Raw genomic sequence first — 25,680 nt, forward strand, 5'->3', positions numbered from 1 at the left:
ACTGACCGCACCGCCAGATCCCTAAGGACCCGGTGCCGACGAGGAGGTTGTTGTGAGGATCGTGGTGTACGGCGCCGGCGGGATCGGGTGCTACGTCGGCGGCCGGCTGGCTGCGGCCCGAGCCGACGTGACGTTCATCGGGCGTCAACGATTGGCCGACGAGCTGGCCGAGCACGGGCTCCACCTCACCGACTACCTCGGCGCGGACCTTCGCCTGCCGGCGGAGCAGATCCACTTCGAGACAACGCCGGATTCTGCCGCCGAGGCCGACCTGGTGCTGGTGACCGTGAAGAGCGCCGCAACCGCGACGGCCGCGGACGAACTCGCCGCGGTGCTCAAGCCCGGCGCAGTTGTGGTGAGCTTCCAGAACGGCATCCGGAACGGCGAGATCCTGCGCGAGCGACTCCCCGACCGGGTCGTGCTGACCGGGATGGTCCCGTTCAACGTCCTCAACCGCGGCGGCGGCGCCTTCCACCAGGGCACCGAAGGCGGCCTCGACATCGCAAAGCACCCGGCGCTCGACCCGTACGTCGAGACATTCGCGCGCGCCGGGCTGCCGCTCACCCAGCACGACGACATCCTCCCGGTGCAGTGGGCGAAGCTGCTGCTGAACCTGAACAACCCGGTGAACGCCCTCTCGGACCTCCCGTTGCGCGACGAACTCGCCCAGCGCGCATACCGGCGTTGCCTGGCCGCCGCGCAGGCCGAGACCCTCGAACTGCTGGCCGCGGCCGACATCAGGCCCGCGCGGCTGATGGCCGTGCCACCGCAGCGGCTGCCGATGCTGTTGCGGTTGCCGGACTTCCTCTTCCGGCGACTCGCGAGCAAGATGCTGGCGATCGATCCCCTCGCCCGTACGTCGATGTGGGAGGACCTGCAGGCGGGCCGTCGTACCGAGATCGACTATCTCAACGGCGAGGTGGTCCGGCTGGCCGAGTCGCTCGGGCGGACGGCGCCGGTGAACGCCAAGCTGATCGAGCTGATCCGTGCGGCCGAGTCCGGTCGCGCAAGGGGCATGACCGGACCCGACCTGCTGAGGGAACTCACCTCGGCTCACTGACCCACGCGGGCGTCAGGGAACCAGCGTCAGGGAGTGAGCGGCAGGGAGGCGCGGACGTCGATGCTGACGGCTCCGTAGGTGAAGCCGAGGTGCTCGTTCAGGCGTCGCATCGAGTCGTTGCCGCGCTGGGTCCAGGTGTAGATGTCGGTGATGCCGTGCTCGGCGGCCCAGGCCATGCTCATTCGCTTGAGCGTCGACGCGACCGCCTTGCCGCGCCACTCCCGCCGTACCGCGGTGTAGGCGACTTCCGCGTGCTCTGGGCGGTCCTCGTCGAGCATCAGTCCGGCCACGCCGATCACCTGGTCGCCATCGACCGCGACGAACATCGCCGCCGGGTCGTTGATCCACTCCTTCTCCCAGTCCACCGCGGACACGTTGAGCAGGCTCGACACGTCCATGTCGGGGAAGGTCGGCAGCGCGACCTGGTGGTACGCGAGCGGCCAGAGCTCCGGCCGCTCGGCCACGGTGAACACCTCGAACGCGGTCGGCGAATCCGGCCACGGCTCGACCCCGATGCTGCGGACCTGCTCGACCTGCCGGCTGGTCTCGACGAAGCCGAAGCGCTCGGCGAAGGCGAGCGAGCCGTCGTCCTCCACGCCAGAACCAGCCCGGTCATAGCCCTGTCCGACGGCATGCTCGGCAAGCGCGAGCAGCAACTTCGTCCCGATGCCCCGGCGGCGCGCGCCCGGGATCACCCGCGGCGCGAGCCCGGCACGGCCGGCCTCGTCGGACCTGTCCGAGAGACCGCTGCCGACCACCTCGTCACCGAGTTCCGCCAACAGCAGCAGCCGTCCCGGCCGGTCCATCTCTCGCATTTCGAGCACGGTCGGGCACCGCTCGTTCGGCAGTACTGCGAGACGCACGCCGCGCCACGCCTCGTAGTCGGCGTCAGTGATCGCCTCGCTGGTCCGGATCATCGTCGTCACCTCCTCAGCTTGCCCCAGCCGCCCGGAATCGGCGCGGCAATTTGCCAACCGCATCGCCGCCCCGAACCCCATCACGCTGCCCATGACTGCGCCCTGGTCACGACGCCACCGCCTGGGCGGTTTCGCGCAGGTGTGGGAGCAGGGCGGCGAGCCGGCGCTGGGCCCGCGAAGTACGGCTCTTCACCGTGCCGAGGGCGATGTCGAGCCTGCCGGCGATCTCGCTCTGAGACAGGCCTTGGAAGTAGGCGAACTCGAGCACCTGACGCTCCTCGCGCGACAACTGGTCGAGCCCCTCGCGGACTTGCCACGACCGCCAGATCCGATCCATCGAAGGGCCGTCGTCGGACAGTTCACGAACCACCTGGAGCGAGACGTGCCCCGCGCTGCGCCGCTCGCGCCGGTAGACGTCGACGGCCGCGCGCCGGGTGATCGCGTACAGCCAGGGCTTCAGCTCACGGTTCGGGTCGAACCCGTCGGCGGCCCGCCACGCCTGGACGAACGCCCGTTGGACCGCGTCGGCGGCCTGCTCACGATCGCCCAGCAGGCTGATCGCGGTGACGAACATCGGCCCCGCGTACCGCCGGTACAGCTCGTGCAGCGCGTCGTCCTCGCCTCGCTGGAACCGCACGCCCAGCGACTCCTCGCCCCGCGGCTGTGTATCCGCCGATGTCATTCCGAACCCCTCCCCTGGTGTCCTCTCCAGAGTTGAGGCGACGGGGTGGGCAGGGCATCGGTAAGCCCTACCTATCAACCTGCCCAGGGGTGCCCAATTGAGCCGCGGGCGGCAACAGCCGCGGATCCGCCACCGGCCAGTCACCCGGCGAGTCCCCCAGCCGCCGCAGCTCGGCCACCTGCAGCAGACACCACGGCGAAAGCCCAGCTGGTACGCCCGATCCGACGACCCGGGGCGATCCATCAGCATCAAGCTGTACGTCGAGAGCGGCCCAGGCGGTCCATTGGTAGGCGGCGACCTCGTCGGGGTCGGGGGTTGGTTCCCCGCTGCAGCTAACCCGGTACACCGGGCACAACTCGTTCTCGACCACCCCGTCCGGCATCTCCGCGCGGTACCGGAACGCGGGCAGCACCAGGTCCACCTGGGTCGCGATCAGCCCGAGCTCGTCGGACAGCCTCCGGCGTACGGCGTCTTCCAGCGGTTCGCCCGGGAGTGGGTGCCCGCAGCAACTGTTCGTCCAGACGCCCGGCCAGGTCCGTTTGCCGAAAGCGCGCTGGGTCAGCAGCAGCCGCCCGGCCTCGTCGAAGACGTAGCTGGAGAAGGCCAAGTGCAGCGGGGTCGCGGCATGGTGGACCGTCGCCTTGTCCTGGCTACCGATCGCCCGGCCGGTCTCATCGACCAGCACCACCTTCTCCGTCGTCACCGACCGAGGGTATCCGCTCAGACATAGGCAATCACTACCGATGCCGACTCTCCCCATGTCCATTTAGAAAGGACTGACAAGGAGGACAGACCATGGATCGCGGTATCAAGAACCAGCTCGCAGAGCGGCTGACCAAGCTGCTCGGCCTGGACCACGCGGGCGAATCGAGCGGCGAGGGCCCTGGCTGGGCGCTGGAGGAGGTCGGCTACGTGGCGAACTCGCCGACGACGGCCGGGCTGTACCGAATCCGGTACACGAGCGGGTGGAACTCGTTGTTCGTGAAGGTCCTGAGCACCTACGAGCGCTGGCCGATGGTTCACCTCCTGGCAGACGACTTCCGCGCGGTGGCACTCGGCACGGACCTGTGGCGCTACGAGGCGGACGTATATCTGGACGGCTTGAACGGCTCACTCCCGGTGGGCCTTCGGCTACCGCAGGTGTACTGCGTCGAGGAACTCGACCGCGATCACCTGGTCATGGTGGTGGAGGATGTCGCGACTGCGCCGGCTCCGTGGGACCGCGAGCGCTACGGCCATGCCGCCGAACTGCTGGGCAAGCTGAACGCCCGCCTGACCAGGAACGACGCGTTGCCCGCGTCAGCAGTCCGCACGCCCGGCTGGTTGACCCGGAGCATGTTCAGCGGCTTCGTCGAGAGATTCGCCCTCCCGCCGCTGCTGGATCCAGCGACCTGGACCCATCCCCTGCTGGCCGAGTCCGACCTCCGGCAGGATCTGGCCGACCTCGCCGACCGAGTTCCGGCTCTGCTCGACGACCTGGCGAGCCGGCCGCAGTTGATGAGCCACGGCGACGCGTGTCCGCAGAACCTGCTGGTCCCGGCCGATCAGCCGGACGGTTTCGTCGCGATCGACTGGACCGCGAGCGGACTGGTCGCGGCCGGGGACGACCTCGGTCAGTTGCTGATCGGCCGCGCGCATGCCGGCGAGCTCGACGTCGCGGAGCTCGCGGAACTGCGCGAACTGGTGATCCGCCGCTACCACGCCGGCCTGGTCTCCGAGGGTTGCGCGGACATCGGCGAGGACGACGTACGGGCTGGTCTGGACGGTTCGCTGATCGCGCGGAACGCGTTCCTGTCCGTGCCGCTGGACAAGTTGGCCGAGCCGCTGACTGACGAACTCGCAGCGAACGTTGCGAAGCGGTTGGAGCTAACTCGGTATCTGGTCGGGCTCGGAGCTGCTAGCCTGACCGCGTGATCAAGCGACTCGCGCAGTATCGACCGGCTCTGGGACGAGCCGGCCTGCTGTAGTTCGCTTTTACCCAGAGCCTCCGAGGCAGGAACCCGTTGCGGTTCCTGCCTCTTTCCGTTGCCGGAGGCATCGAACTGGGTGCCTCTCCCCTGATTCCCCGAGAGGTTTGCGATGACCGAAGTGAGTGCCGTGCTCGAGCGATTGCGGCGGACGACCGACACCATCGTCGGCGAGGCCGACCTGGCCGAACGGCTGGCTTCCGGCCGCCCGCTGCGAATCAAGTACGGCGTCGACTGCACCGCGCCCGACCTCCACCTCGGCCACGCCGTGAACCTGTGGATGATGCGGCACCTGCAGGATCTCGGCCACAAGGTGGTGTTCCTTCTCGGCGACCTGACCACCCGGATCGGCGATCCCACCGGCCGTTCCGAGACCCGCCCGGTGCTGACCCCCGAGGAGATCGAGACGAACGCCGCGTCCTTCCTCGCCCAGGTCTCCCTTGTACTGCGGACCGAGCCGGAGGTGTTCGAGGTACGACGGAACTCGGAGTGGTACGACGCGATGGACGTGGCGACGCTGCTCGGGTTGTTCAGCCAGGTGACGCATGCCCAACTGATGGCGCGGGACATGTTCCGGGAGCGGGTCGCCGCGGGCCGGGAGATCGCGCTGCACGAGCTGACCTACCCGGTGCTGCAGGGATACGACAGCTTCGCGATGAACAGTGACCTCACCATCGTCGGCTCCGACCAGCTCTTCAACGAGCAACTGGGCAGGCACTTCCAGCAACGGCTCGGGGCGGCTCCGCAGGTCGTGATCACCAGCACGATCACGCCGGGCATCGACGGCGGCGCCAAGCAGTCGAAGTCGCTGAACAACTACATCGCGCTGACCGACTCGCCGCGGGACAAGTTCGGCAAGGTGATGAGCCTGCCGGACTCGCTCGTCCAGCTCTACGCCCGCGTCTACACAGAACTCCCGCTGGACGTCGTCGCTGGCCTGGGCGAGGCAGCGACGCAGGGCGGTCCACCCGCCTGCGACGCCAAGCTCCGTCTCGCCTCGGCCATCGTCACCCGCTACCACGGCGCCAACACGGCCAAGGCCGAGCGAGAAACGTTTATCCAGCTCTTCAGCGAAGGGAGCATGCCACCAGAACTGCCCGAGGTGATCGTCTCGAACACCACGGTGCTCGAGTTGTTGCTGGCAGCACGTCCAAGCGACAGCAGATCCGAGCTGAGACGGCTGATCAGTCAAGGTGCGGTATCCCTCGACGGCCGCAAGCTCAGCGACCCGAACGAGCCGATCACCTTGACCGGACCGACGACCCTCCGTTCGGGCCGTCGTACCTGGCACCGTCTCGTTCCCCCGGCCTGATACCCAACTTCCCGGCGGAGTCTGCCTAGCTTCCGTGGCTGAGCGGGAAACCCGGTTGGCGGCGGTCCGGGCGGACTCCACACTGACCAGGTGGAGACGAAAACCGTAGAAGCACTGATCAGCGTCGGCGATCGATACGTCGGTCGCGCGCCGACGTTCGAGGCGGATCGGCCCTGGTGGTCGGAGATCGAGGCGACCACCAGGCACCTCGACGAACTCCTCGGCGTCCAGGCGATGGTGTTGCGCCCGCTCCACGCCGACAACGCGGAACTCGGGCGCCTGCTCAGGCGAAGACGTGGAACCTGTCCTGCCTGATCCGCTTGCCCACCCCGTACATGGCGGTTAGGCAAAGCGACCAGCGGTTTCTGCAGCGTGGACGCGGACATCATCTGCTACGTCCACCAGTACGACGCCGCGCTCGCGCCTCGCCGTCCTCGGTGTCGACCTCGAGAACCGATGGTCCTCCTGGCCCACGCACCCGGCATCGACTGCTGGGAACCAGATCTGCCCACCTTGCAAGACGTGCTCGGTCGCTGGGTCGAAGTACAGGCGGCCATCGCCGTTGAAGAGCTGCGCGCGCCGAAACCTTCCCACTGAACTGGCCGGGCTGCTGGCGGGAGGTCGGCGAACGGCTGTCCACTGACGAGCTAGAGCAAGCACGCATACTGGGGGGCCGCGCTGCCGGCGATCATCGCCGAGCTCGACTCGTCGGGCCTTCCCATCACTTTGGTTCACGGCGACTTCCGTCCAGACAACTGGCGCTCGGCCGGAAGACGACGGTGTCGGTGGTGCCCTGAGCGAGGAAGCTCGGCTTCTCATGCCAGCGGACCGGGATCTCGGAGTCATGGAGACGGGCGGCCGTGGAGACGGGCGGGCATGGCGAAGGGCGGGCATGGCGAAGGGCGGGCTCCCGCGAGACGGGGTCCGGCGTGGTCTTGGGAAATCCAGGCGCAGGCGTATGGGCCTGCGTCTCGGCTCCTGCTACGGGCCTTGGGCCGAGGTCGCCTTGTCGTCTGCCCAGGATGAGCCGGGGGCCGGGTGGTTGGTTGGGTGATGCAGGGTTCGTGTGGTGTTTTGGGGGTTGGGGTCATCGCCCCACGCGTTGAGCGCGGCGGACTCCGCAGAGGTCGGCCAGGTGTTGTCGCCGGTCCATGGCCAAGGGGTAGGCGGCCGCTGTGGGTCGGTCGCGGATGATTGGCGGTTCGGTCTGAGGTTCAGCCGGCTGCACGGAGATGGTTCGGCCCAGGTGGGCCGGGACACGTGGACGACGCCGTCGGCGATGCGGATGGTCCAGTGGCCGGCGTGGACGTCTGCGTGGTTGGCGCCGCAGAGCAACACCAGGTTGTCGAGGCGGGTGTTGCCGCCCTCGTACCAGGGCACGAGGTGGTGAGCGTGGCAGTTCGGGGGCGGTGCCTTGCAAATGACGCAACCGCCGTCGCGCTTGATCAGGGCAGTGCGGATCGCGGAGGTGACGAACCGTTCCTCGCGGCCCACGTCCAGCGGTTGGGAGTTGGAACCGAGCACGATCGGGATCACCCCGGCGTCACAGGCCAGTCGGCGGACGGCCGCGGCGGACAGGCCGTCGCCGAAGACGACGTCACTGGTCGCACCGGCGGTGGCATCACACAGGTCGGCGTAGTCGATGGTCACCACCAGCCGCGGGCGGCCAGGAATGCCGTTGCTGCCGGCGGCCAGTTCGAGCACCACCACCAAGGCGTCGGCCTGCCGCTTGTCACGGGACCGCGGATCCAGTTGACCGTCGACTGTCTTGTGCGGTTTCGCGCCGGCGTGGATCAGGGTTCTGAGGAGTTCGGCGTTCTCGTTGGCCAGGAAGCCACCGAACTCGACCCCCTGGTCGGCGTTCTTCAACCACAGCTTCTCCCGCCGGGCCGCCTTGTCCTCGGCCGGCTCCAGACCATCGGCGTCGAGGGTGTCGCGGACCTTCTTCCCCAGACTCCGCAGGTCCGACGGCGACAGGTGCCGGGCGGCCTGGATCATCTGTTCCTCGGCGACGACCAGGTCATCGACGGGCACGGTGTCGGGCACTTGCTCCAAGGTGCTCACGATCGCCTCGGCCTGCGCAGGGTGCAGCAACACCGCCGGCTCCTCGACGAGCGGGTCGGCTAGCGGACCGGCTAGCGGATCAGGCAGGGCAGCAACGATGGCTGGGTACTTCGACAGTTTGGTGGCCAGCTTCAGGTCGCGCCGGACCTCCTTGACATCGCGGCGATGCCGAAACGACAGCAACCGGACCGTGTCACGGGCGCCGATCTCCTTTGCGTATCCGGACTTCTCGAGCTCCGCCATCAGCTGCAGGCAATAGGTCTGCAAGGACGCGATCGTGGATTGCACGGCGTCGAGAGTGGCCAGCTGCTGGCTGCCACTCATCGACCACGCCGGCCGCATCTCCACGAGTTCCATGCCGATGACACTACAACCCAGCTCCGACACTTTCCGACTCGAAAGCCCTTATTTTCAAGGGACTCCGTGATTGGCCGGATCTGGTCACCTTGTCCACAACGGCAACAAGACTGTGGATGAAGAACGCTGGTGCCCCGCTAGCGAAGTAGCTTTGGTGAAGTCTCGTTGCCCGGACAGACTTCGGCGGGCGTCACCCGCTGAGGTGATGCGCGCCGTACTGCGGGGTGGGTTCAGCGCATCCGCTCGGCTGCCCAGGCGAGGATCTCGGCCTTGGCGGCGGCCATCAGGCCGTCTTGGTCGACCCCCGGGTGCACCTTGAACGTCAGGTCGTTGCCGACGGCACGCAACTGGTCGGCGGTGACCGTCGTGGCCGGGCCGAACACCACGGTGTCCGCGGTCAGAACCCATGCATCCTTTGTAGGTTTTCCGCGGGCCTGCGCCACATCGGTAACCGTCACCTATCTCGGCGCCCGGCTACCTAGCCCACCGGGCTATCCAGGTAGGTGAGAGCTGATCAGCCAGGCGGCGGAGTCGTAGGCGATTCCGTCCGTCGTCTGGTGCTTCGCGAGATCATTGCGCAGGGCATCCAGTGCCTGGTGGCGAGCGTCGTCGTCCAGGTCGGCCAGCAGCCAGCCGAGCACACCCAGGACGAAACGCTCGGCGGTGCGGACGTCGAGGCCGAAGTACATCGGCTCGGCCTGGGCCTCGAAGGTCGGGGCGGCGAATCCGGCGTCGACCAGGATGCGGCTCACCGCGTCCGGGTCGGACTGCGAGAACGGGCCTGGTGCGTCCGGCGGCGGCACGGGCAGTTGCCGGCCGGCGGCGAGTGCGGTGGTGAACGAGGTGAACCACTCGTTCCGCGGGGGCGGCTGCCAGGTGAGCAGGACGAGCCGTCCGCCCGGCTTGGTCGCCCGCGCGAGATTGCTGAAGGCAGCGGCGGGATCGGCGAAGAACATGCTGCCGGTGCGACTCAGCACGACGTCGAACTCGTCGTCCGCGAACGGATGAACCTGCGCGTCGACGTGTGCGAAGTGTGCGTTGGGCAGGCCGATGGCGGCGGCCGTTCGTTCGGCGATCGCCAGCATCGGCGACGAAAGATCCACCCCGAGCGCAGTACCGGAACCGGCGAGCCAGGCTGCGGCTCTCGTCGTACTGCCCGTTCCGCAGCCGAGGTCGAGCACCTGGTCGCCGTCCCGGATCCCCGCCGCGCGGAGCAGCGCGTCGTCGTACCGGTGCAGCGCGTGCTCGAACAGCTCAGCCTCCTCGGCCCAGAAGACACCTTCGGCGGTGTCCCAGGCTCGGAGCTGATCCGCGTTGCCAGGATCGATCCACTTCACGTCACTCATGATGTTCCCCTCTCGTCCCCACCCATTACGCCAGCCCACCCTCAACCGGTTCACCCCCACCATCTGGCAGGCTGGCGACCAATGACCAGAGGGGGATGCGATGACTGTGCTGGTGACCGGTACGACGGGCAATGCGGGTGGGGCGGTGGTTCGGGCTCTTGCGGACAAGGGGGTTGCTGCCAAGGCACTGGTACGGCGTGAGGTCGAGCTGCCTGCAGGGGTCGAGCCCGTGCTAGGTGATCTCAACCGGCCGGACACCTTCGTCGATGCGCTGCAGGGTGCATCCGGGATCTTCCTGATGAGCGGGTACGAGCGCACTGACGAGTTGCTGGCCAACGCCGTCGCCGCCGGGGTGGAGCGGATCGTGCTGTTGTCGAGCAGCGCGGTGACCGGGACAGACACGGCGAACGCGATCGCCGAGTACCACCTGGCCGCTGAGACCGCCGTGCAGAACTCCGGGCTGGAGTGGACGTTCCTGCGGCCGAACACCTTCATGTCGAACACGCTGCGCTGGCTCGATCAACTCCGGGCGGGTGATGTGGTCCGCGTCCAGTTCCCCGACGTGCCGATCTCCACGATCCACCCGGCCGATATCGCCGATGTCGCCGTCGCCGCCCTGACGGAAGACGGCCTCGCGGGTACGGCGTACCGGTTGACCGGGCCGGTCGCGTTGAGGCCTGCCGAGCAGGTGGACATCCTCGGCCAGGCACTCGGGCGTCCACTGGTGGCCTACGAGCTGAGCCGGTCCGAGTCCCACGACGAACTGGCCGCCGCGATGCCTCCGCAGTACGCGAGCGCGATCGAGAGCTTCTTCGGCGACGGAATCGTCGACGAGACCAGCGTGACGCCGACCATCGAGAGCGTCACCGGTCATCCGGCGCGCACGCTGCAGGACTGGACCAGCGAGAACGCCGGCCTGTTCAGCTGACCTCAGGCTCGCCTCCGACGCCGCCGCGATGATCCACGGCAGCACCCTCCCCATCGACGGCGGCCGCCTCGCCGTCTGATGTCAGACTGGGTGTCCTCGATGAGGGGAGGACCTTCGCATGGGCATCCAGCCTCAGCTGTCTGTACGTCGCGGCCGGGCGGCGATGGAGTTCTACCGACAGGCTTTCGGCGCGATCGAGATCTACCGCGTCGGCGGCACGGACGAGAACCCGGAGGTGGTCTCGCAACTGAGGATCGGCGAGGACCTGTTCTGGGTCTCCGACGAATCACCGGAACACGAGAACTTCAGCCCGGAGTCAATCGGCGGCGGCACGGTCAGGATGCTCTTGATCGTGGCTGATCCTGACGCCTCGGTCGCGCAGGCCGTCGCAGCCGGCGCGACCGAGGTGGCGCGGGTGGCGGACGAACACGGCTGGCGCCTGGGCCGGGTCCGCGACCCCTTCGGCCACCACTGGGAGATCGGCAAACCCCTCGCCGAGTGGCCGCCACACCTATAGCTGCTCAACTAGTGCCCTGCGTCGGATGTTGTTTGAGTGATTGCGGTGGTCAGGTGCGTGCATCGCGGTGCTGGACGAGCGTCCTCGATGCGGAGCATCGTGGATGGTTGGCCAGTGCCGCGAGGTGCGTGCCTGGGCGCCGCAAGCGCCAAAGAACATCCGACGCAGGGCACTAATAGCGGGGCATCTCGTCGAGGGGTTTGAGGTCATCGCGGCCCGCACGGGCTTGGACGGTGCCGTCGCTGATGGCGGCGACGTCCTCCCACGGCAGGTACCAGACGGCGCCGAGGCGGCGGTGGACCAGCCAGCGGAGCAGGGCAGGGCCGACGTGGCGTTCGTAGCCGAAGAGGCGGGTGGCACGATTCTCCACCACGATCAGACCGTCGACGCGGAGGGCGGCCTGCATCGACGGCTGGAGCGGGCCGTCCTGGACCAGGCGGACGTCCGCCACGCCGCCGATGTCGTCACCGGCGCGGTCGAGGACCCGATGGCCGAGCAGCTCATTCAGTCGCATCGCCGGCTCCTGGGATCTTGTCGATGATGTGCTGCTCGACCCAGTCGTCGCCCTTGGTCAGGTGCAGCTCGCCGGGCAGGATCTTGATCGCCGAGTCGATCGCGACGATCTGGGTGGCCGGGATCCGCTGGTGCCCGGAGATCAGCGCGGTCAGGACCGGGATCCCGGCGTCGAGGTCGAGCTCGACGTCGTCGACCTTGCCGAGCAGTTCCCCGGTCCGCTCGTGGATCAGCTGCCGGTCCAGCAGCTGCAGCTGTGCGTGCAGCACCCTTCCTTCGGCGGCCATCTCAACGCCCCGCTCTCGTCAGGATCATCAGCGGGATCGCGGCGATCGATGCCAGTAGCAACAACCCGAGGTAGACCAGGGCGAAGAAGTTGAGCACCCGGCCGTTCTTCTGCTCGCTCATGTAGTCGGGATCGTTGGCGATGATGAGGATCGGCAGGTAGGTCAACGGCAGCGCGACCGCCGCGAAGACCACGGAGTACTCCGTCACCTTCACCGGGTCCACCGCGGTCATCAGCACCAGGATCGAGAGGATCAGGCAGATGATCATCACCACGTGGAACCGCGACGCCTGCCGCGGCCGGACGAACTTGCCCCACTGCCAGCCGAAGTACTGCGCGATCGTGTAGCCGCAAGACAGCGCGGTCTCCAGCGCCGCGCCGAAGGTCGCCGCGAACACCCCGAGCAGCACGATCGCCAGCCCGAGCTTGCCGAAGGCGACCGCTGCCGGGAGCGTCACCTGGCCGAGCGTCTCGACCTGGACCCCGATCGGCAGATAGAGCACCGCCGCGCACCCGGCGATCGCGAGCGACAGCAGGCCGCCCAGCGGGAAGCCGATGAACACGTTCGACCGCTCGGTGACCAGGTCGCTGCGCCCCCACTTCTCCTCGACCCCACCAGAGGAGAAGAAGAACACCTCGTACGGCGTCATGGCGGCTCCGAACAGGGCGATCCCGTAGTAGGCGTAGGTGGCCCAGGTCTCGTGGCCGATCGGGCCGGGACTGGTCACCTGCTGCATCAGCTCGCCCCAGTCGGGGCCGAGCTTCCAGAGCGCGACGGCGAACACGATCAGCAGCAGGCCGAGCAGGCCGAACACCTGCTCCAGATGCGAGAACTTGACCCGCCAGATCACCAGCCAGACGGCGAACGCGGCCAGCGGCATCCAGAGCAGGTAGTTCACCCCGCTGGCCAGCTCGAACGCCAGCGCGACACCGCCGATCTCCGCGATCAACGTCAGCAGCGTGACCAGGAACGACGCGATCAACGCGAACAGACCGGTACGCCGCCCGAGCCGCTCGCGGATCAGGTCGAACACGGGCCGCCCGGACACCGCGACCACCCGGCCCGACATCTCGGCGTACAGGCAGATGCCGATCACGCCGACCACCACGACCCAGGCCAGCCGCATCCCGAAGCGGGCGCCGACGAGTGCGTTGGTGACCAGGTCGCCGATGTCGACGAAGCCGCCGATGGCCGTGAGGATGCCGAGGGTGACCGCGAACAGCCTCTTCACTGGGCGCGCTCCCCGAGCTGCTCCAGTTGCTCGGCGGTCTTGTCCAGCTGCCCGACCTGCTGCCGCACGGTCTCGAGGTCTCCGCTGCGCACCGCGATTCGCAGCTCGGTGACGCCGTCCGCCGCGTTCGCCAGCGCCTCGGAGTACAGATCGTAGGTCTGGCGGGACACGTCGGTCTCCGGCTGCCGTGCCTCGAAGATGGTGGCGACCTGGCCGAGGGCATCCTCGGCATCGGTGACCATCACTGTTGCCGGCTGGGCCCAGATCCTGCCGTCGAGCAAGGACTGCGCCGCCAGCTGTGCGGTCCTGACTCCGGACACCGCCTCCCGCGCGGAGCGGGCACCTTCCGACAGCATCTGCTGGTCCGGATCACCGCAGGCGGCCAGGCCCAGGATCAGGCTCACAATCAGGCCGGCCGTCATCCCCAATGCCGCGAGTCTCCGCCGCATCTCCGCCCCTCCCGGGTCCGATAGTCGTGCGGCGCACCGGTACCCACGGGTGGAGTCGGCATTCGTGGACTAAGGGTCTACTTCCTACCCGGGCGGCGGTGGAAGCAGGTAGCGTCGCAGGGGTATGAGTAGCCGAGGAGGTCGCGCGGTGAACCAGTTGCTGGACCGGGTACGGCTGTTCTGGCTGGCCCGGAGCCCCCGGACGCGAGCGCTGGCGGTGCTGGCGCCGTTCATCGCGGAGTACCAGGCGATGACGGGGATGGATCTCTCCGACCGTGTGCTCGGCGACAGCGTGCTGCTCAGCCTGGCCGCCATGTACACCTCGCTCCCCCGGGCCGCCGAGCAGAGCGCCGAGAACTGGATGCGCGACTGCCAACTCGCGGTGGATCGCGCGTCCAACTCGAACTGGCAGCTCAACCAGCAGGCGAACGAACTGCTACCCGAGGTCTCCGAGGCGATCCGCCGACGGCTCCGCTATCTGGATACGCATACTCCATAGACCTTCACTGTGGGCTCAGGGCTGCGATGTACTCCGTGCCGGTGCAGGTGGTGCCGAAGCGCGGGAAGATGTAGCTGACCGCGAAGTCGTGCGCGGGTCCGTCCAGGCCGGTCATCGCGTCGGTGACGTAGACGGTGTTGTAGCCGTGCTCGTCGGCCGCGCGCCCGGTCGACTCGACGCCGAAGTTGGTCGCGATCCCGCCGAGCACGACCGTCTCGATGTCCCGCGACCGCAGCACGTCGTCCAGGCCGGTCTGGTGGAACGCGCCGACCGTGTGCTTGACGATCTCCACGTCACCCGGCTGCGGGTCGAGTTCCGGCGCGAGTCCGCTGCCCTCGGGCTGGACGTCGACCCCCGGTCGCTCGACCCGGACGTTGACGACCAGCCCGCCGACCGACCGGGTCGCCTTGGCCAGCGCGACGCACCGCTCCAGCACCTCCGGCCCGGACAGTGGCGCCGTCTCCAGCGCCACTATCCGGGGCATCAGATCGATCAGGACGAGTGCGGTACGACGCGGTTCCAGCTCGAGAGTGGTCACGTCTGCCGACATTAGTTGAGGTCGTCGGCCAATAGGTTGGCGAGGGTGGTGTCCTTCTCGGCGCCGGAGAAGCCGAAGCGCCAGGTACCACCGGAGTACGAGCCCGGGGGCAGCGCGCGGCCACCGGGTTGCCACAGGGGCTGCCAGGCGACGGCTCCGTTGGGCGGGTCGTACCAGTGGTTGTCCGCCGACCAGGCCGACCCCTGCTGGTAGGCGGTGACAACGCTGAGACCTGAGCCGGTCGCCATCGACCAGTCCGGTAGTCCCGCGACGTCGCCGTTGCGCCCGAAGCCGCCGGGATCGCCTTGGTCGCCCAGTGCCGAGTCGACGTTGAGCGCGACCTCCCAGACGGGTGCCGTGGTCTGGCCGTCCACATTCCACCGGAGGCTGGTGTCGAACGTCTTCGTGCCGAAGGAGAACGACCAGTCGGCGGTGACCGGCTCGTCGCCGAAGGGAATGCCCTTCAGCTCCATACTCGCCTTCTTCGCCATGACGCTGGCCGCGGCGCCCGCAGTATCTGTGGCACCGAACGTTCCAACAGCCAGATAAGGCGCGGTGGATCGCGAGGACGAGTCCAGCGCGGGCTTGTAGCTACCCCGGCCGGACGGGTCCACCTCGAGCTTGGTCAACGCGGCCCTTGGTTGGCTCTGCACCGTGGCCCGGTAGTACTTGCTGCTGACGACCCGGCCCTTGGTGATCTGCAGCGAGTCGAAGTCGAGCGGCGCGAGGTACAGGCCGCCCTTCCCCCAACCCGCGCCCGTGACGTACCAATTGCTGCCGTCCTGGACCACTTCGGCGGCGTGGGCCGCGATCGTGCCGACCTGCTGGTCGATGGTGAAGTGCAGCGGGTCCTTGCTCTTGTAGACCTTGGTGACCTCGTACCCGCCGTCACAGCAGATGAACAGGTACCAGTCGCTGCCGCGCTGCACCACGAACGGCGACTCGGTCGGCCCGCCGAACGTGCCGGTGGCCGGGTGCTCGAACGCCGTCTGCCGGTCACTCCAGTGCCGCAGGTCCGGACTGGTGCGGTAGGCAACGATGTGGTTGCCGCCGCTCGGGGTCGAGTTGGCGGTGTAGTACATCACCCACTGGTCCCCCACCTTGTGCACCATCGGGTCTCGGCCGTCGAACCCGTCCGTGAACAGTGGGTTGGCGGCATCCCTGGTCCAGTTGACCAGATCCGTCGAGGTCGCCAACTGCATCCGGTACGCCGTGTGGTCGGGCGTTCCGCCGGCATAGAACATGTAGTAGGTCCCGGCGTCGTACGTGACGTACGGCGCCCAGATGTGGCTCTCCCCGTCGGCCGGATCCGCGACCAGGGCCGGTGGTTGCTTCGTCCACGGGCCGTTCGGCGTGGGTGCCGTGGCGTGGCCGAAGCTCTTCTCGTCGAGCGGGTTCGCCGGCTCGGCGTGCGTGATCGCGTAGACGTGCCAGGTGCCGGTCTTCCGGTCCTGTACCAGCGTGTGGTCGTTGTAGTACCACGGACTGGTCTCGCCGACGCTCGGGTCGTAGACCTTCACGAACTTGCCGGCCGCGACCACCTTGTCCACTTTGACGAACGGCACGCTCTTGACCTTCGGCCCGCTGCTGGCGGCCGCCGAGAGCGGTACCGCCGCCAGCATCAGTCCCGCGAGCGCGGCAACGAACTTGTTCCACCGTCGAGTCATCAGTTCAGCTCCAGGTCGAGCAGGTCGACACCGACGAGGTAGCCGATCGCGGCCGGGTTCTTGCCGGTGATGGTGATCTTCAGCTGATGTTTGCCCGCCGCAAGAGTTGCGTTGCCGAGGTCAACCGTCTGGGTGGAGACACCCGCGGCGGCGTAACCGTCGAACGAAGCGAGCTTGTTGCCGTCGACGCTGAGGTCGGCGATGCCGTAGTCCGCCGCCTTGGTGAGCACGGTCGACAGCTTGTAGTTCCCGGCACTCGGCACGGAGAAGTCGAGGACGACGTTGTCGCCGGCTTTGGTGCCGTGCACCCAGAGTTGCGCGCCACCGGACCAGCTGACCCCGCAGCAGTTGCCTTGCGGATCAGCCGGAACCGTCCCGGAGACCACTGGCAGCAGAGTCTCTGCCTCGACCCGGACCGTGTTGCCCGAGGTCGCCTCGGCGGTGGCGGACTTGCCGCCCTCGTGCCCGGCAAGGTCGACCGCGGAGACCCGGTACATCCACGTCTCGTTCAGTCCGATTCGCTTGTGCAGGAATCCCGGGGTGTTGCTCGTGCCGATCAGCTTCTCGGCCGCCCCGGCCTTCGCGCCGTACACGTTGTACTTCGCGATGCCGCTGTCGTCCGCGGTGTCGGACCAGGTGAGGGTGATCGCGTTGTCGGTGCGCCCGGTGGCCGTGAGGTTCTGCACCTGCCCCGGCGCCTGCCGGTCGGAGTACGGGATGACGGAGGACTGGACCACGTAGCTCGCCGCAGTCCAGCTCGGCCCGCTCGGCTGGAGCTCGACGGTGAGATTGGTCCGGCCGAAGGTGAGTGCCGCCGGCAACTGGAAGTTGTCGTCGAGCCAGCGCTGCCGGCCGTTGCCCAGCGGCTGCAACCAGGTACCCGCTTCCTTGCCGTTGACAACTACCTTGGCCGACTGCCAGCCGACGTTCTGGTCGCTGGTACGGCGTAGCGTCACGCCGCGGTTGACCGGATCGACCTTGACGGTGAACCGGATCGGCGAGGTCGTCGCGCGCACCTGGTCGGTGAGCACCGTGTCGTCGTGATCGCCCTCGTACACGCTGGTCAGATCGGCCTGTGTCGCCTGGCCGTCGGTGTACCCGTGCTGCTGGCGGCTCTGCGCCGAGCCGACGTCGATCCGGTCGGTCTCCCGGGCGCCGAACTGCCCCGCGGAGTACAGGTAGGCGGTGGAGCCGTAGACGGCCGGATGGTCGTCCTGCTGGCCGTGCTCGATGCCGAAGGTGAGCTGGTTCTGGAAGTCGACGGCGTCGGTGATGTGCAGGCGGAAGGCGCTGTCGCACTCGTTCTTGCACTCGCCGGCCTGGACCTCGTGGCCGGAGTTGCCGTGGAAGGGCGTCGAGTAGGTGCCCTGGTTGAAGTACCAGCCGGACTCGTAGTAGTCCTCGGTGCCGGTGCCGTGGATCGCCGGGGTGCGCTCGCCGTCGACGTACACGCGCTCGTCGCCCTCGAGGTACCCGCGGGTGTTGCCGTCGGGCTGCAGGCCCTCCATGGTCTGCGAGACGCCGACGAACTTGCCGCGTCCGGTGGTGTCCGCGATGGTCCAGTCGCTGCCCATCGCCGGCTCGGCCCGGTGCGAGATCGTGGTGAAGTAGCCGCTCTTGCCGGTCATCAGATCGGCCGCGACCTTGGCGTCCCGCGCCGAGGTGACCTCCGCCTGACCACCCGACAGCTTGTACTGCGAGGTGTTGACCAGGGTGACGGTGGCGCGGGCGAGGTACGGCATCGGCCACCAGGAGGAGTACCAGCCGTCCGGATCCATCGCGAAGAACAGCGAGCGGACCTCGTTCTCGCCGAGGCCGGAGCCGAAGAACTCGCCGATCGGCGAGTCCACCCGCTTCTTGCCGTCGACGGTGACCTGGACCCGTACGCCGGAGAGCAGCGCGTCCGAGGACTTCACCCGGGCCGCGTCCTCCGCCGTGGCGGCGTACGGCATCGAGTGGGAGCCTTCCCAGTTCTGCTTGGTGATCGTGTAGCCGTGCGCCTGCTCGTCGGCGACGTGTGCCGGTCCGACGTCGAGGGTGTCGGTGCGCTTGGCGGTGCCGCCGACGATCGAGTCGGCCCAATAGGTGAACTCGTTGAAGTCGAGGTCAGAGGAGACGAACTCGTTCCGGATCTGGATCTGCGACTTGCCGGCGGTCGCGCTTGCCGGCAGGTCGACGACCTGGTCGGCCCACTGCGCGCCCTTGGCCGGGAGTGGTGCCCACTCGCCGGCCTGGACGCCGTCGACGAAGATCTTCGCGCGCTGGTTGCCGATCCGCAGATCCATCCGGCGGATCAGCTGGACGCCGGTGTTGGCCGGGTCGATCTTCAGCGTGAACTGGCTGCCGCCGAGGAAGGCGCGGCCGTCGTCGGCGAACGACTGCAGGTCGAGCCCGACGATCTGCGGCAACTTCAGCCGGAGCGCGCTCAGCTCACCCGGTCCCTGGTTGTCGGCCAGTGTGAGTTGCTTGCCGGGGGCAAGGTCCACCGGCTTGCCGGTCGTCTTGGCACCCGGCTTGGCGGGCTTCGGGTCCTTCGTGCCGAACGACTTCAGCAGTGCGACGACGTCCGCCGCCTTGTCGGTCGGGTCGAAGGTCGTGATGCCGCTCGCGTCCGGGAACTCGCGGTAGTCGACGTGGTAGAAGAGCGGGTTGTTCTGGACCGTCACCCGCATCGAGCTCTGGTAGGGCATCGGCACCCGGATGTACACGCCGCCACTCGTCTCCAGGGCGTTGGCGACGAGCGGGTAAACGAAGGGCGAGCCGAGCTTGCCGTCCACGACGTCCTGCAGGCTCGCGTCCACGACCTTCTTGCCGTCGACCTCGACCGTGAGCTTGCCGGTCTTGCGGACGTCACCCTCGTCGCGGGTGAACCAGATCGAGGCGATCTCGCCCGGGCCGGAGTCTTCAGCGAGCACGCAGCCCGCGGAGGTGGTCTTGAGGCACGAGTACTTGCCGTCGAAGCCGTCGTTGTTGGTGCCGTCGCGGCCGAAGCTGGAGAACTGCTTGCTGCGGACAGCCGTCGGCAGTTCGGGGAGGCGGTCGAGCCGCCGGTAGACGTCCCACCCGACCGGGCCGTTGCCGCCGGCCAGGGACGCGGCGTCCGCAGTACGGGCTTGCGTGGCGCCTGCGGTACGGGCGGTTGGTGTGGCGGCGGCAGTCGACAGGGCGGCGGTGGGAAGCACGAGAACTGCTCCGAGCAGCACCGCGGCGGTGCGTCTGAGCAACCTGGTCATGGGCGGACCTCACGATCTGGGAAATCGATTTCTCAGATATTTACCATCGGAGCGCGGTGCTTGAGAAGGGTTCGAAGGCGTTTACTTCCTGCATGCGAACTGCTATTACGCGCGCCCTCGCGCAATTGCGACAGAACCGGAATCGACCTGTCCGTCCACGAGTTGGCACCCGGTAGACGGGGCCGTCGGCAGCAGCGACAGACTGGGTCCCGGCACTCTTTCCCAGCACCCACCCGCAGGAGAATTCCATGAGTTCTGCTCCAGCCCAGATCGCCGTCACCGGCCTCGCGGTGATGGGCCGCAACCTGGCCAGGAACCTGGCGCGCAACGGGTTCCGCGTCGCCGTCCACAACCGGTCCCAGGCCCGGACGGACGCGCTGATCGAGGAGTTCGGCCACGAAGGTGAGTTCACCCCGGCCGCCGACCTGCCCGCGCTGGTCGCCTCCCTGGAGCAGCCGCGCAAGATCATCATCATGGTCAAGGCCGGCGAGCCGACCGACGCCGTGATCGACGAACTGGTGCCGCTGCTCGACGAGGGCGACATCGTCGTCGACGCCGGCAACGCGCACTTCGCCGACACCCGGCGGCGGGAGAACGCGCTGCGCGAGAAGGGCCTGCACTTCGTCGGCAGCGGCGTGTCCGGCGGCGAGGAGGGCGCGCTGAACGGCCCGAGCATCATGCCGGGCGGTTCACCGGAGTCGTACGCCGCGCTCGAGCCGATGCTGACCAAGATCTCCGCGCACGTGAACGGCGAGCCGTGCTGCGTGCACGTCGGCCCGGACGGCGCCGGCCACTTCGTGAAGATGCTGCACAACGGCATCGAGTACGCCGACATGCAGCTGATCGCCGAGGCGTACGACCTGCTCCGGCACGTGCTCGGCCTCAGCGCGACCGAGATCGCCGACGTGTTCCTCGAGTGGAACAGGGGCGACCTGGAGTCGTTCCTGATCGAGATCACCGCCGAGGTGCTCAGCCAGGTCGACGAGTCCACCGGCGGCCCGTTCGTCGACGTGGTGCTCGACCAGGCCGAGCAGAAGGGCACCGGCCGCTGGACCGTGCAGGTCGCGCTCGACCTCGGCATCCCCGTCAGCGGCATGGCCGAGGCAGTCTTCGCCCGCTCCCTGTCCGGCGACGTCGTACGGCGGAGCGCGGCCGCAGGCGTGCTGCCCGGGCCGTCGGAGGCGAAGGCTGACGTCGACCGGGACGCGTTCATCGACGATGTCCGGCACGCGCTGTACTCGTCGAAACTGGTCGCCTATGCGCAGGGCTTCGACGCGATCCGGGCCGCCAGCGACCAGTACAACTGGAACATCGATCTCGGTGCGATGGCGACGATCTGGCGCGGCGGCTGCATCATCCGGGCCCGCTTCCTGGATCGGATCAAGGAGGCCTACGACCGCGACGCCGACCTGCCGTCGCTGCTGGTGGACGACTACTTCAAGGACGCCGTCGCCAACGGCCAGGACGCCTGGCGCCGCGTGGTCGCGACAGCCGCCACGGTCGGCGTACCGGCTCCGGGCTTCTCGGCCGCCCTGTCGTACTACGACGGGCTGCGGGCTGAGCGGTTGCCGGCTGCGCTGATCCAGGGGCTGCGCGACTTGTTCGGTGCGCACACGTACCGCCGTACCGACCGCGAGGGCACCTTCCACCTCGACTGGTCCGGTGACCGCAAGGAACACCAGGCCTGAGCTTCTTGGGTGTTGCTGATCTTCCGAGGGTGATCTTGGTGGCGAGCCATGTCGGTTCTCACCGAGCGGGCAGGGCTCGTCGCGTGGCGTGATTGGCTTTCTGGGTCGAACGTGTGTTCTAATACACTCTCAGCGCCAGCCCGCTTCGGCGGGGACATGTCACCCAGGGAGATCGCCGCAACGATGACTGTAGACACTTTGGCAGTAGAACCGCAGACCGACGTCGCCGACACTCCCGACGACGCAGGTGTCACCACTTCTGCCGACTCCGCCGTTGCCACGGAAGCGACTTCCGGCGACTCGGCAGCCACCTCTTCGACGGACGCCGACACCCCGGCGGCCGTCGCGGATAAGCCCAAGCGCGCCGCCAAGAAGGCGCCCGCGGCGAAGAAGACCAAGACGCTCGAGCTCACCCTGACGGTGACCGGCACGGCCGACGGTGAGTGGCACGCCGAGCTCAAGCAGGGCAGCAGCTACCTCGCCCGCAACCTCGCGGTCGCGGCCGCCGCCGTTTCGCGCGCCGCCAAGGAACTGCACGAGGACCTGTCCGGCCCGATCGACGAGGTCATCGACGCGGCCCGTGAGCAGCAGGCCGCCAAGGTCGCCGCCCTGGAGGCCGAGCTCGAAGCAGCCCGCAAGGCGCTCGCCGAACTCGCCGAGTAGTTCCCCAATCGGTTTGTCGATTGGCTTCGCGAGTGGTTTCTCATCTGGTTTCTCGACCACCCGGGCCCGAGGCGTCCGGCGCGGAGTGGTCGAGAAGGTAATGAGGAGGTGCCGGATCGGTGACCTGTGGTGATCCACAGTGTGACCGATCCGGCACGCCGCTTCCCTGGGCGAGCCGGTGTCGCCCGACGTACCGTGTTGGCCTGGGCCGGTCCCGTTGGGCCCTGACCGCTCCGTACAGAAGAGGTCAGATGAGCACATTCCAAGACCTGGGATCGCTGTTGATGGTTCGCGGTGCGGACGAGCTGGACCACGCCGGCGGCACCTTGTACGTGCACCTCCACCGGGTCGCCAAGCGACTCAGAACACTCGGCGCCTCCGAGACCCTCGTGATCGCCGGCCTCGCCCACGCGGCGTACGGGACGGATGGATTCCCGACCCACCTGTTCGACTGGCAGCAGGAACGTCCCGTCCTGGAAGCCGTCATCGGCACCGACGCGGAACTGCTGGTCTACCGCTACGGCTCCTGCGAGCGCGAAACCACCTGGCGCGACCTCGCCGAGCACAACACCGTCACCGACCGCTTCACCGGCACGTCAGAAGAACTGACCACCGCGGAACTCCGCGACTTCGTCGACCTCACCATCGTCAACGAACTCGACGTCCTGGAGCATGCCCCGAAGCTCGAGCCCAAGCTCCGCCCCTTCCTCCAGGAACAAGTCCCCCGCTGGCAGTCCCTGGCCTCCCCCGCGGTCCTGGCCGACGCCCACCGCGTCCTGGACGTCCAGCCCCACCCGGCCTAACCCACGACCCCTCGCGTCCGGCCGGCGTTACTGGAAATCGACCCGCGGGCGACGCATGATCGAACCATGGCCCGCTACGAAGTGATCGCCCGCGCCAAGGTCGACCGGCGCCTGTCCAACTCCACCTACATCGACCTGGCCCTGATGTCGCAGTTGCTGGACAAGGGCATGCACCTGCAGCGGATCGAAGACCTGCCCGACGGCAGGATCGCCGTCGTCTTGCAGCACAACCTCAGCAAGCGCAAGCACGACGCGGCGGCCGCAATGGCCAACCGCAGCCTCGCCCAACTCGGGATCCCGGCCGCGCAGGTCCAGCAGATCGACCTCCACCGCCTCTCCCGCAAAGGCCGCACCCTAGTCCGCTCCTGGCGAGGTCCGGACAACCCACCCGGCCCAGGCTCCGCCGGCGACCGCGAACCCCGCAAGCCGCTCCCCAACCCACCCCACCTCGAAGTCTCCCTCGACCTCCCCGAAAGCTGACCCCTTCCGCTCACTCTGGCGCAGGCTACGGCCGAGCGTGCTCACCTTCGCTGATGTCGAGAGGTGATGCCGGTGCTCCGTCGCGCAAGAGATCCGTCAGGCGCGCGCCCAGATCAGGCGGAAACACCCGCTCCGTCGTCGACACAAGCTCCTCGGCGGTCCACCAACGGAACCCTGTGATGTAACTCTGCTCATGCTCAGTGAGGGCATGTGGCTTGGGGGTGAAGTGCAGGGTCCGCGCCACGAACCACCGCTCGTGTGTATCCGTCTGTTTTCCTCGCCATGAGTAGAGGTGTCGTCGGCGCCAGACCTCCGGGCCCAACCGCACCTCACGACAGCCGGTCTCCTCACCGATCTCGCGCAGGCTCGCAGTGACGGCGTCCTCACCGTCCTCAATGCCACCGCCGACGGGAAACCAGACGGATTCGCCGGCGGCTGACTCTGCACCCTGGAGGAGAAGCAACCGATCCGACTGGTCAAGGAGCAGGATCTTCACTGTGCGTCGACTCGACACGGGAGTCCCCTCAGATCTCGTCGAGACTTACACGCCGCGCGACGATGGCGGCATGGGGTCGTTTCCCGTCAGCGCGGGTTTCCGTTGCTTCGACCTGAAAGCCCGAGTCCATGAGCCGCTGCGACATCTCATCGATCGACCAGAAGTAGGCGGTCGTCACAGCGTGCGCGAACGGCTCGACCTGCGGGCCTTCGAACATGCCGAGCAGCAAGCTGCCGCCGTCGCAGAGGCAGCGTGCGAACTCGCCGAGAATGCGGGGCAGGTCGTCCGGATCTGTGTGGATGACCGAGTACCACGACAGGATCCCTGACACCGAGCGATCGGGCACGCCGAGGTCCGTCAGCTCGGCAACACGGTAGGAGACGGCGGGAAACCGCGATCGGGCGATGTCCACGAAGCGCGGTACAAGATCCACGCCCTCGACGTCACAGCCCTGTCCGCGCAGGAAGTCAGCCCACTGCCCAGGCCCGCACCCCGCGTCGATGATGTGGCCCGTGATCTCACCGGCCCAGTGGGACACCAGCTTGCGGTCCCGTTCGTCCATAGCCTCCGTCGAGGCGAACAGGTCGGCGTATTCCTCCGCCCGTCGGCCATACGCATCCCGCACATCATCCACAGACACTGGCAACCCCTAGCAGCCCCGGCGCTCGATCATGCCGATTGTCACGACACCGCCATCAGCGCGGCGCCACCACCATCGGCACGACATGCTCTCACGCCCCACGAGCCATCGCTCACGCCCCGCTCTCCCTTTCCCCAGTTCCGTTGAGTCGTGGATTGAGGTTGCGGGAAATCGGTTGCTTGCCCCCGAAATCCACGACTCGGGGGCGGGGTGCGCTGGGGTGTGGATAAGCGGCGACGCGGTACGGCGGGATGGGCGATCGTGGTGGGGTGGAAAGGGAGGAGGGGAAGCCGTTCAGGGTGAGTGAGGCACGGGCGGCGGGGATCACGCGACAGATGCTCCGCGGCGATCAGTACAAGCAGGTACTGCGCTCGGTGTACGTGCGCGCCGAGGTAGTCGTTTCCCCACGGGTTCGGGCTGAAGCGGCGCTGGTGCCCGGAGGGGGTGTTGAGCCACCACACGGCGCTCGAATTGTGGGGTGGCGGCGGTCCCGTGGACGATCAGTTGCACGTGAGCGTGCGGCGTGATCCGAAGGCGGTGGTGCCACGCGTTCGCGGGCTGCGGGTGCACGAAGTACGGGACCTGGAAGTCGGAACGTCGGCCGGGTTGCGACTGACACCACCCGTGCGGACCTTTATCGACTTGGCCAACTGTTGCGGATTGAGCGATCTCGTGGCGGCCGGGGATTCACTGGTGCACCACGCCGGCGCCAGCCCCGAGGCCTTCATCGAGGCGGCGGAATCGGCTGCCGGGCTGAGGGGGATTCGGCTAGCACGGGAGGCGGCTGCTCTTATTCGGCGTGGCGTGGACTCTCCGATGGAATCTCGTCTCAGGATTCTCCTGGTGCTTGCGGGACTGCCCGAGCCCGAGGTCGGTCGTCCGGTCTACTCCGCTGACGGGGGTTGGCTCGCGCAACCGGATCTCTCCTACCCGGCGCTGAAGATCGCCATCGAGTACGACGGGCGGCACCACCTGCAGGATGCGCGGCAGTGGCAGCGGGACATCCGCCGCCGCGAGAACCTCGAACGCGAGGGCTGGCTGGTCCGCGTCATCACCGCCGCCGACCTCCACCGCGCCCCCGAAACCGTCGTCGCCCGAATCCTCGAGGACCTCCGCGCCCGCAACTACCCCACCTCCCACCACCCCCACGCCGCCTGAGAACCCCCGAGACTCCATGAGCCGCCACTCACTCGTGGATTAGCGTTCCAGGCAACCGCTTTCCCGCCCCAAATCCACGACTCGACGAACTAGCCCGGAAGCGGCGGGTGGCGCGGGAGTTGGGGGTGGGTGGAGTTCCCTGGCGATCCCTGGCGGTCGGTGACGGCCGGGGTCAGGGGTCAGCG

General features: G+C 67.9%; 27 protein-coding genes. 12 read left to right on the forward strand and 15 right to left on the reverse strand.

Annotation, left to right across the window (positions count from 1 at the left end):
* Window positions 1–52 precede the first annotated feature (52 nt).
* A complete protein-coding gene (locus ACFPJ1_RS00175) occupies window positions 53–1,060 on the forward strand; it encodes a 2-dehydropantoate 2-reductase (protein ID WP_380100558.1) in 1,008 nt (335 codons plus the stop codon).
* A 26-nt stretch (window positions 1,061–1,086) separates the two neighbouring features.
* On the opposite strand, the gene ACFPJ1_RS00180 is transcribed toward ACFPJ1_RS00175, so the two are convergent.
* The 3 genes from ACFPJ1_RS00180 to idi all read right to left on the reverse strand — a co-directional run bounded on the left by ACFPJ1_RS00180 (window position 1,087) and on the right by idi (window position 3,362).
* On the reverse strand, window positions 1,087–1,977 hold the full coding sequence (locus tag ACFPJ1_RS00180) for a GNAT family N-acetyltransferase (RefSeq protein WP_380100939.1): 891 nt from the start codon (window positions 1,975–1,977) through the stop codon (window positions 1,087–1,089).
* 106 nt (window positions 1,978–2,083) lie between these two features.
* A complete protein-coding gene (locus ACFPJ1_RS00185) occupies window positions 2,084–2,659 on the reverse strand; it encodes an RNA polymerase sigma factor (RefSeq protein WP_380100560.1) in 576 nt (191 codons plus the stop codon).
* Between the two features lie 67 nt (window positions 2,660–2,726).
* The gene (gene idi / locus ACFPJ1_RS00190) at window positions 2,727–3,362 is read right to left on the reverse strand and encodes an isopentenyl-diphosphate Delta-isomerase (RefSeq protein WP_380100562.1); all 636 of its coding nucleotides are present in this window, start codon (window positions 3,360–3,362) and stop codon (window positions 2,727–2,729) included.
* Between the two features lie 92 nt (window positions 3,363–3,454).
* On the opposite strand from idi, the gene ACFPJ1_RS00195 reads away from it, so the two are divergent.
* From ACFPJ1_RS00195 to ACFPJ1_RS00205, 3 genes are all read left to right on the forward strand, one after another.
* Entirely contained in the window at window positions 3,455–4,573 is a 1,119-nt protein-coding gene (locus tag ACFPJ1_RS00195) for a phosphotransferase (protein ID WP_380100564.1), read from the forward strand.
* Window positions 4,574–4,738: 165 nt separating this feature from the next.
* A complete protein-coding gene (gene tyrS, locus ACFPJ1_RS00200; RefSeq protein ID WP_380100566.1) occupies window positions 4,739–5,938 on the forward strand; it encodes a tyrosine--tRNA ligase in 1,200 nt (399 codons plus the stop codon).
* A 90-nt stretch (window positions 5,939–6,028) separates the two neighbouring features.
* Window positions 6,029–6,253, forward strand: a complete 225-nt coding sequence (locus ACFPJ1_RS00205; protein WP_380100568.1) for a hypothetical protein — start codon at window positions 6,029–6,031, stop codon at window positions 6,251–6,253.
* 666 nt (window positions 6,254–6,919) lie between these two features.
* Here ACFPJ1_RS00205 and ACFPJ1_RS00210 read toward each other — a convergent pair.
* The 3 genes from ACFPJ1_RS00210 to ACFPJ1_RS00220 all read right to left on the reverse strand — a co-directional run bounded on the left by ACFPJ1_RS00210 (window position 6,920) and on the right by ACFPJ1_RS00220 (window position 9,705).
* Window positions 6,920–8,359 carry an HNH endonuclease signature motif containing protein gene (locus ACFPJ1_RS00210; RefSeq protein ID WP_380100570.1) on the reverse strand — a complete coding sequence of 480 codons (1,440 nt, stop codon included), beginning with the start codon at window positions 8,357–8,359 and terminating at the stop codon, window positions 6,920–6,922.
* A 230-nt stretch (window positions 8,360–8,589) separates the two neighbouring features.
* Entirely contained in the window at window positions 8,590–8,817 is a 228-nt protein-coding gene (locus tag ACFPJ1_RS00215) for a hypothetical protein (RefSeq protein WP_380100573.1), read from the reverse strand.
* A 33-nt stretch (window positions 8,818–8,850) separates the two neighbouring features.
* Window positions 8,851–9,705: a class I SAM-dependent methyltransferase gene (locus tag ACFPJ1_RS00220; protein WP_380100575.1), complete on the reverse strand. Its 855-nt coding sequence runs from the start codon at window positions 9,703–9,705 to the stop codon at window positions 8,851–8,853.
* A 100-nt stretch (window positions 9,706–9,805) separates the two neighbouring features.
* On the opposite strand from ACFPJ1_RS00220, the gene ACFPJ1_RS00225 reads away from it, so the two are divergent.
* Both ACFPJ1_RS00225 and ACFPJ1_RS00230 read left to right on the forward strand, forming a co-directional pair.
* Window positions 9,806–10,633, forward strand: coding sequence for an NAD(P)H-binding protein (locus tag ACFPJ1_RS00225; RefSeq protein WP_380100577.1), 828 nt, complete (start codon window positions 9,806–9,808; stop codon window positions 10,631–10,633).
* Window positions 10,634–10,751: 118 nt separating this feature from the next.
* On the forward strand, window positions 10,752–11,150 hold the full coding sequence (locus ACFPJ1_RS00230) for a VOC family protein (RefSeq protein WP_380100580.1): 399 nt from the start codon (window positions 10,752–10,754) through the stop codon (window positions 11,148–11,150).
* A gap of 172 nt (window positions 11,151–11,322) precedes the next feature.
* On the opposite strand, the gene ACFPJ1_RS00235 is transcribed toward ACFPJ1_RS00230, so the two are convergent.
* Genes ACFPJ1_RS00235 through ACFPJ1_RS00250 form a run of 4 tightly spaced genes read right to left on the reverse strand, consistent with a single transcriptional unit; the run spans window position 11,323 to window position 13,630 of the window.
* Window positions 11,323–11,664 (reverse strand): hypothetical protein, encoded by a 342-nt coding sequence (locus ACFPJ1_RS00235; protein WP_380100582.1) that lies wholly within the window; start codon window positions 11,662–11,664, stop codon window positions 11,323–11,325.
* The gene (locus tag ACFPJ1_RS00240) at window positions 11,651–11,950 is read right to left on the reverse strand and encodes a hypothetical protein (protein ID WP_380100584.1); all 300 of its coding nucleotides are present in this window, start codon (window positions 11,948–11,950) and stop codon (window positions 11,651–11,653) included. Before ACFPJ1_RS00240 ends, ACFPJ1_RS00235 begins: the two co-directional genes overlap by 14 nt.
* A 1-nt stretch (window position 11,951) precedes the next feature.
* Window positions 11,952–13,181, reverse strand: a complete 1,230-nt coding sequence (locus ACFPJ1_RS00245) for an NRAMP family divalent metal transporter (protein ID WP_380100586.1) — start codon at window positions 13,179–13,181, stop codon at window positions 11,952–11,954.
* On the reverse strand, window positions 13,178–13,630 hold the full coding sequence (locus ACFPJ1_RS00250) for a hypothetical protein (protein WP_380100588.1): 453 nt from the start codon (window positions 13,628–13,630) through the stop codon (window positions 13,178–13,180). The genes ACFPJ1_RS00245 and ACFPJ1_RS00250 overlap by 4 nt, the downstream gene beginning before the upstream one ends.
* A 148-nt stretch (window positions 13,631–13,778) precedes the next feature.
* Between ACFPJ1_RS00250 and ACFPJ1_RS00255 the strand changes: the two genes are divergently transcribed.
* Window positions 13,779–14,129 carry a hypothetical protein gene (locus tag ACFPJ1_RS00255; RefSeq protein ID WP_380100591.1) on the forward strand — a complete coding sequence of 117 codons (351 nt, stop codon included), beginning with the start codon at window positions 13,779–13,781 and terminating at the stop codon, window positions 14,127–14,129.
* A 4-nt stretch (window positions 14,130–14,133) separates the two neighbouring features.
* Here the strand turns inward: ACFPJ1_RS00255 and ACFPJ1_RS00260 are convergent, their stop codons facing one another.
* From ACFPJ1_RS00260 to ACFPJ1_RS00270, 3 genes are read right to left on the reverse strand one after another with little or no spacing between them, the layout of a single operon-like run.
* A complete protein-coding gene (locus ACFPJ1_RS00260; RefSeq protein ID WP_380100592.1) occupies window positions 14,134–14,667 on the reverse strand; it encodes an isochorismatase family protein in 534 nt (177 codons plus the stop codon).
* An 11-nt stretch (window positions 14,668–14,678) separates the two neighbouring features.
* Window positions 14,679–16,334: a glycoside hydrolase family protein gene (locus tag ACFPJ1_RS00265; protein WP_380100594.1), complete on the reverse strand. Its 1,656-nt coding sequence runs from the start codon at window positions 16,332–16,334 to the stop codon at window positions 14,679–14,681.
* Window positions 16,334–19,567 carry a DUF2961 domain-containing protein gene (locus ACFPJ1_RS00270; protein WP_380100596.1) on the reverse strand — a complete coding sequence of 1,078 codons (3,234 nt, stop codon included), beginning with the start codon at window positions 19,565–19,567 and terminating at the stop codon, window positions 16,334–16,336. Before ACFPJ1_RS00270 ends, ACFPJ1_RS00265 begins: the two co-directional genes overlap by 1 nt.
* 248 nt (window positions 19,568–19,815) lie before the next feature.
* On the opposite strand from ACFPJ1_RS00270, the gene gndA reads away from it, so the two are divergent.
* From gndA to ACFPJ1_RS00290, 4 genes are all read left to right on the forward strand, one after another.
* Complete coding sequence (gene gndA / locus ACFPJ1_RS00275) at window positions 19,816–21,255, forward strand: NADP-dependent phosphogluconate dehydrogenase (RefSeq protein WP_380100598.1); 1,440 nt, start codon at window positions 19,816–19,818, stop codon at window positions 21,253–21,255.
* Window positions 21,256–21,438: 183 nt separating this feature from the next.
* Entirely contained in the window at window positions 21,439–21,918 is a 480-nt protein-coding gene (locus ACFPJ1_RS00280; RefSeq protein WP_380100600.1) for a DUF6319 family protein, read from the forward strand.
* A 251-nt stretch (window positions 21,919–22,169) separates the two neighbouring features.
* On the forward strand, window positions 22,170–22,721 hold the full coding sequence (locus ACFPJ1_RS00285) for a DUF6817 domain-containing protein (RefSeq protein WP_380100602.1): 552 nt from the start codon (window positions 22,170–22,172) through the stop codon (window positions 22,719–22,721).
* 66 nt (window positions 22,722–22,787) lie between these two features.
* Entirely contained in the window at window positions 22,788–23,201 is a 414-nt protein-coding gene (locus ACFPJ1_RS00290; protein ID WP_380100604.1) for a hypothetical protein, read from the forward strand.
* 25 nt (window positions 23,202–23,226) lie between these two features.
* Here ACFPJ1_RS00290 and ACFPJ1_RS00295 read toward each other — a convergent pair whose 3' ends face one another.
* Together ACFPJ1_RS00295 and ACFPJ1_RS00300 are read right to left on the reverse strand one after the other, a co-directional pair.
* The gene (locus tag ACFPJ1_RS00295) at window positions 23,227–23,697 is read right to left on the reverse strand and encodes an NUDIX hydrolase (RefSeq protein ID WP_380100606.1); all 471 of its coding nucleotides are present in this window, start codon (window positions 23,695–23,697) and stop codon (window positions 23,227–23,229) included.
* A 28-nt stretch (window positions 23,698–23,725) separates the two neighbouring features.
* The gene (locus ACFPJ1_RS00300; RefSeq protein WP_380100609.1) at window positions 23,726–24,337 is read right to left on the reverse strand and encodes a class I SAM-dependent DNA methyltransferase; all 612 of its coding nucleotides are present in this window, start codon (window positions 24,335–24,337) and stop codon (window positions 23,726–23,728) included.
* An 816-nt stretch (window positions 24,338–25,153) separates the two neighbouring features.
* Here ACFPJ1_RS00300 and ACFPJ1_RS00305 point away from each other — a divergent pair.
* A complete protein-coding gene (locus ACFPJ1_RS00305; protein WP_380100611.1) occupies window positions 25,154–25,495 on the forward strand; it encodes an endonuclease domain-containing protein in 342 nt (113 codons plus the stop codon).
* Window positions 25,496–25,680: the final 185 nt, after the last annotated feature.

Source organism: Kribbella qitaiheensis (genome assembly GCF_042657745.1).
GTDB lineage: Bacteria > Actinomycetota > Actinomycetes > Propionibacteriales > Kribbellaceae > Kribbella > Kribbella qitaiheensis.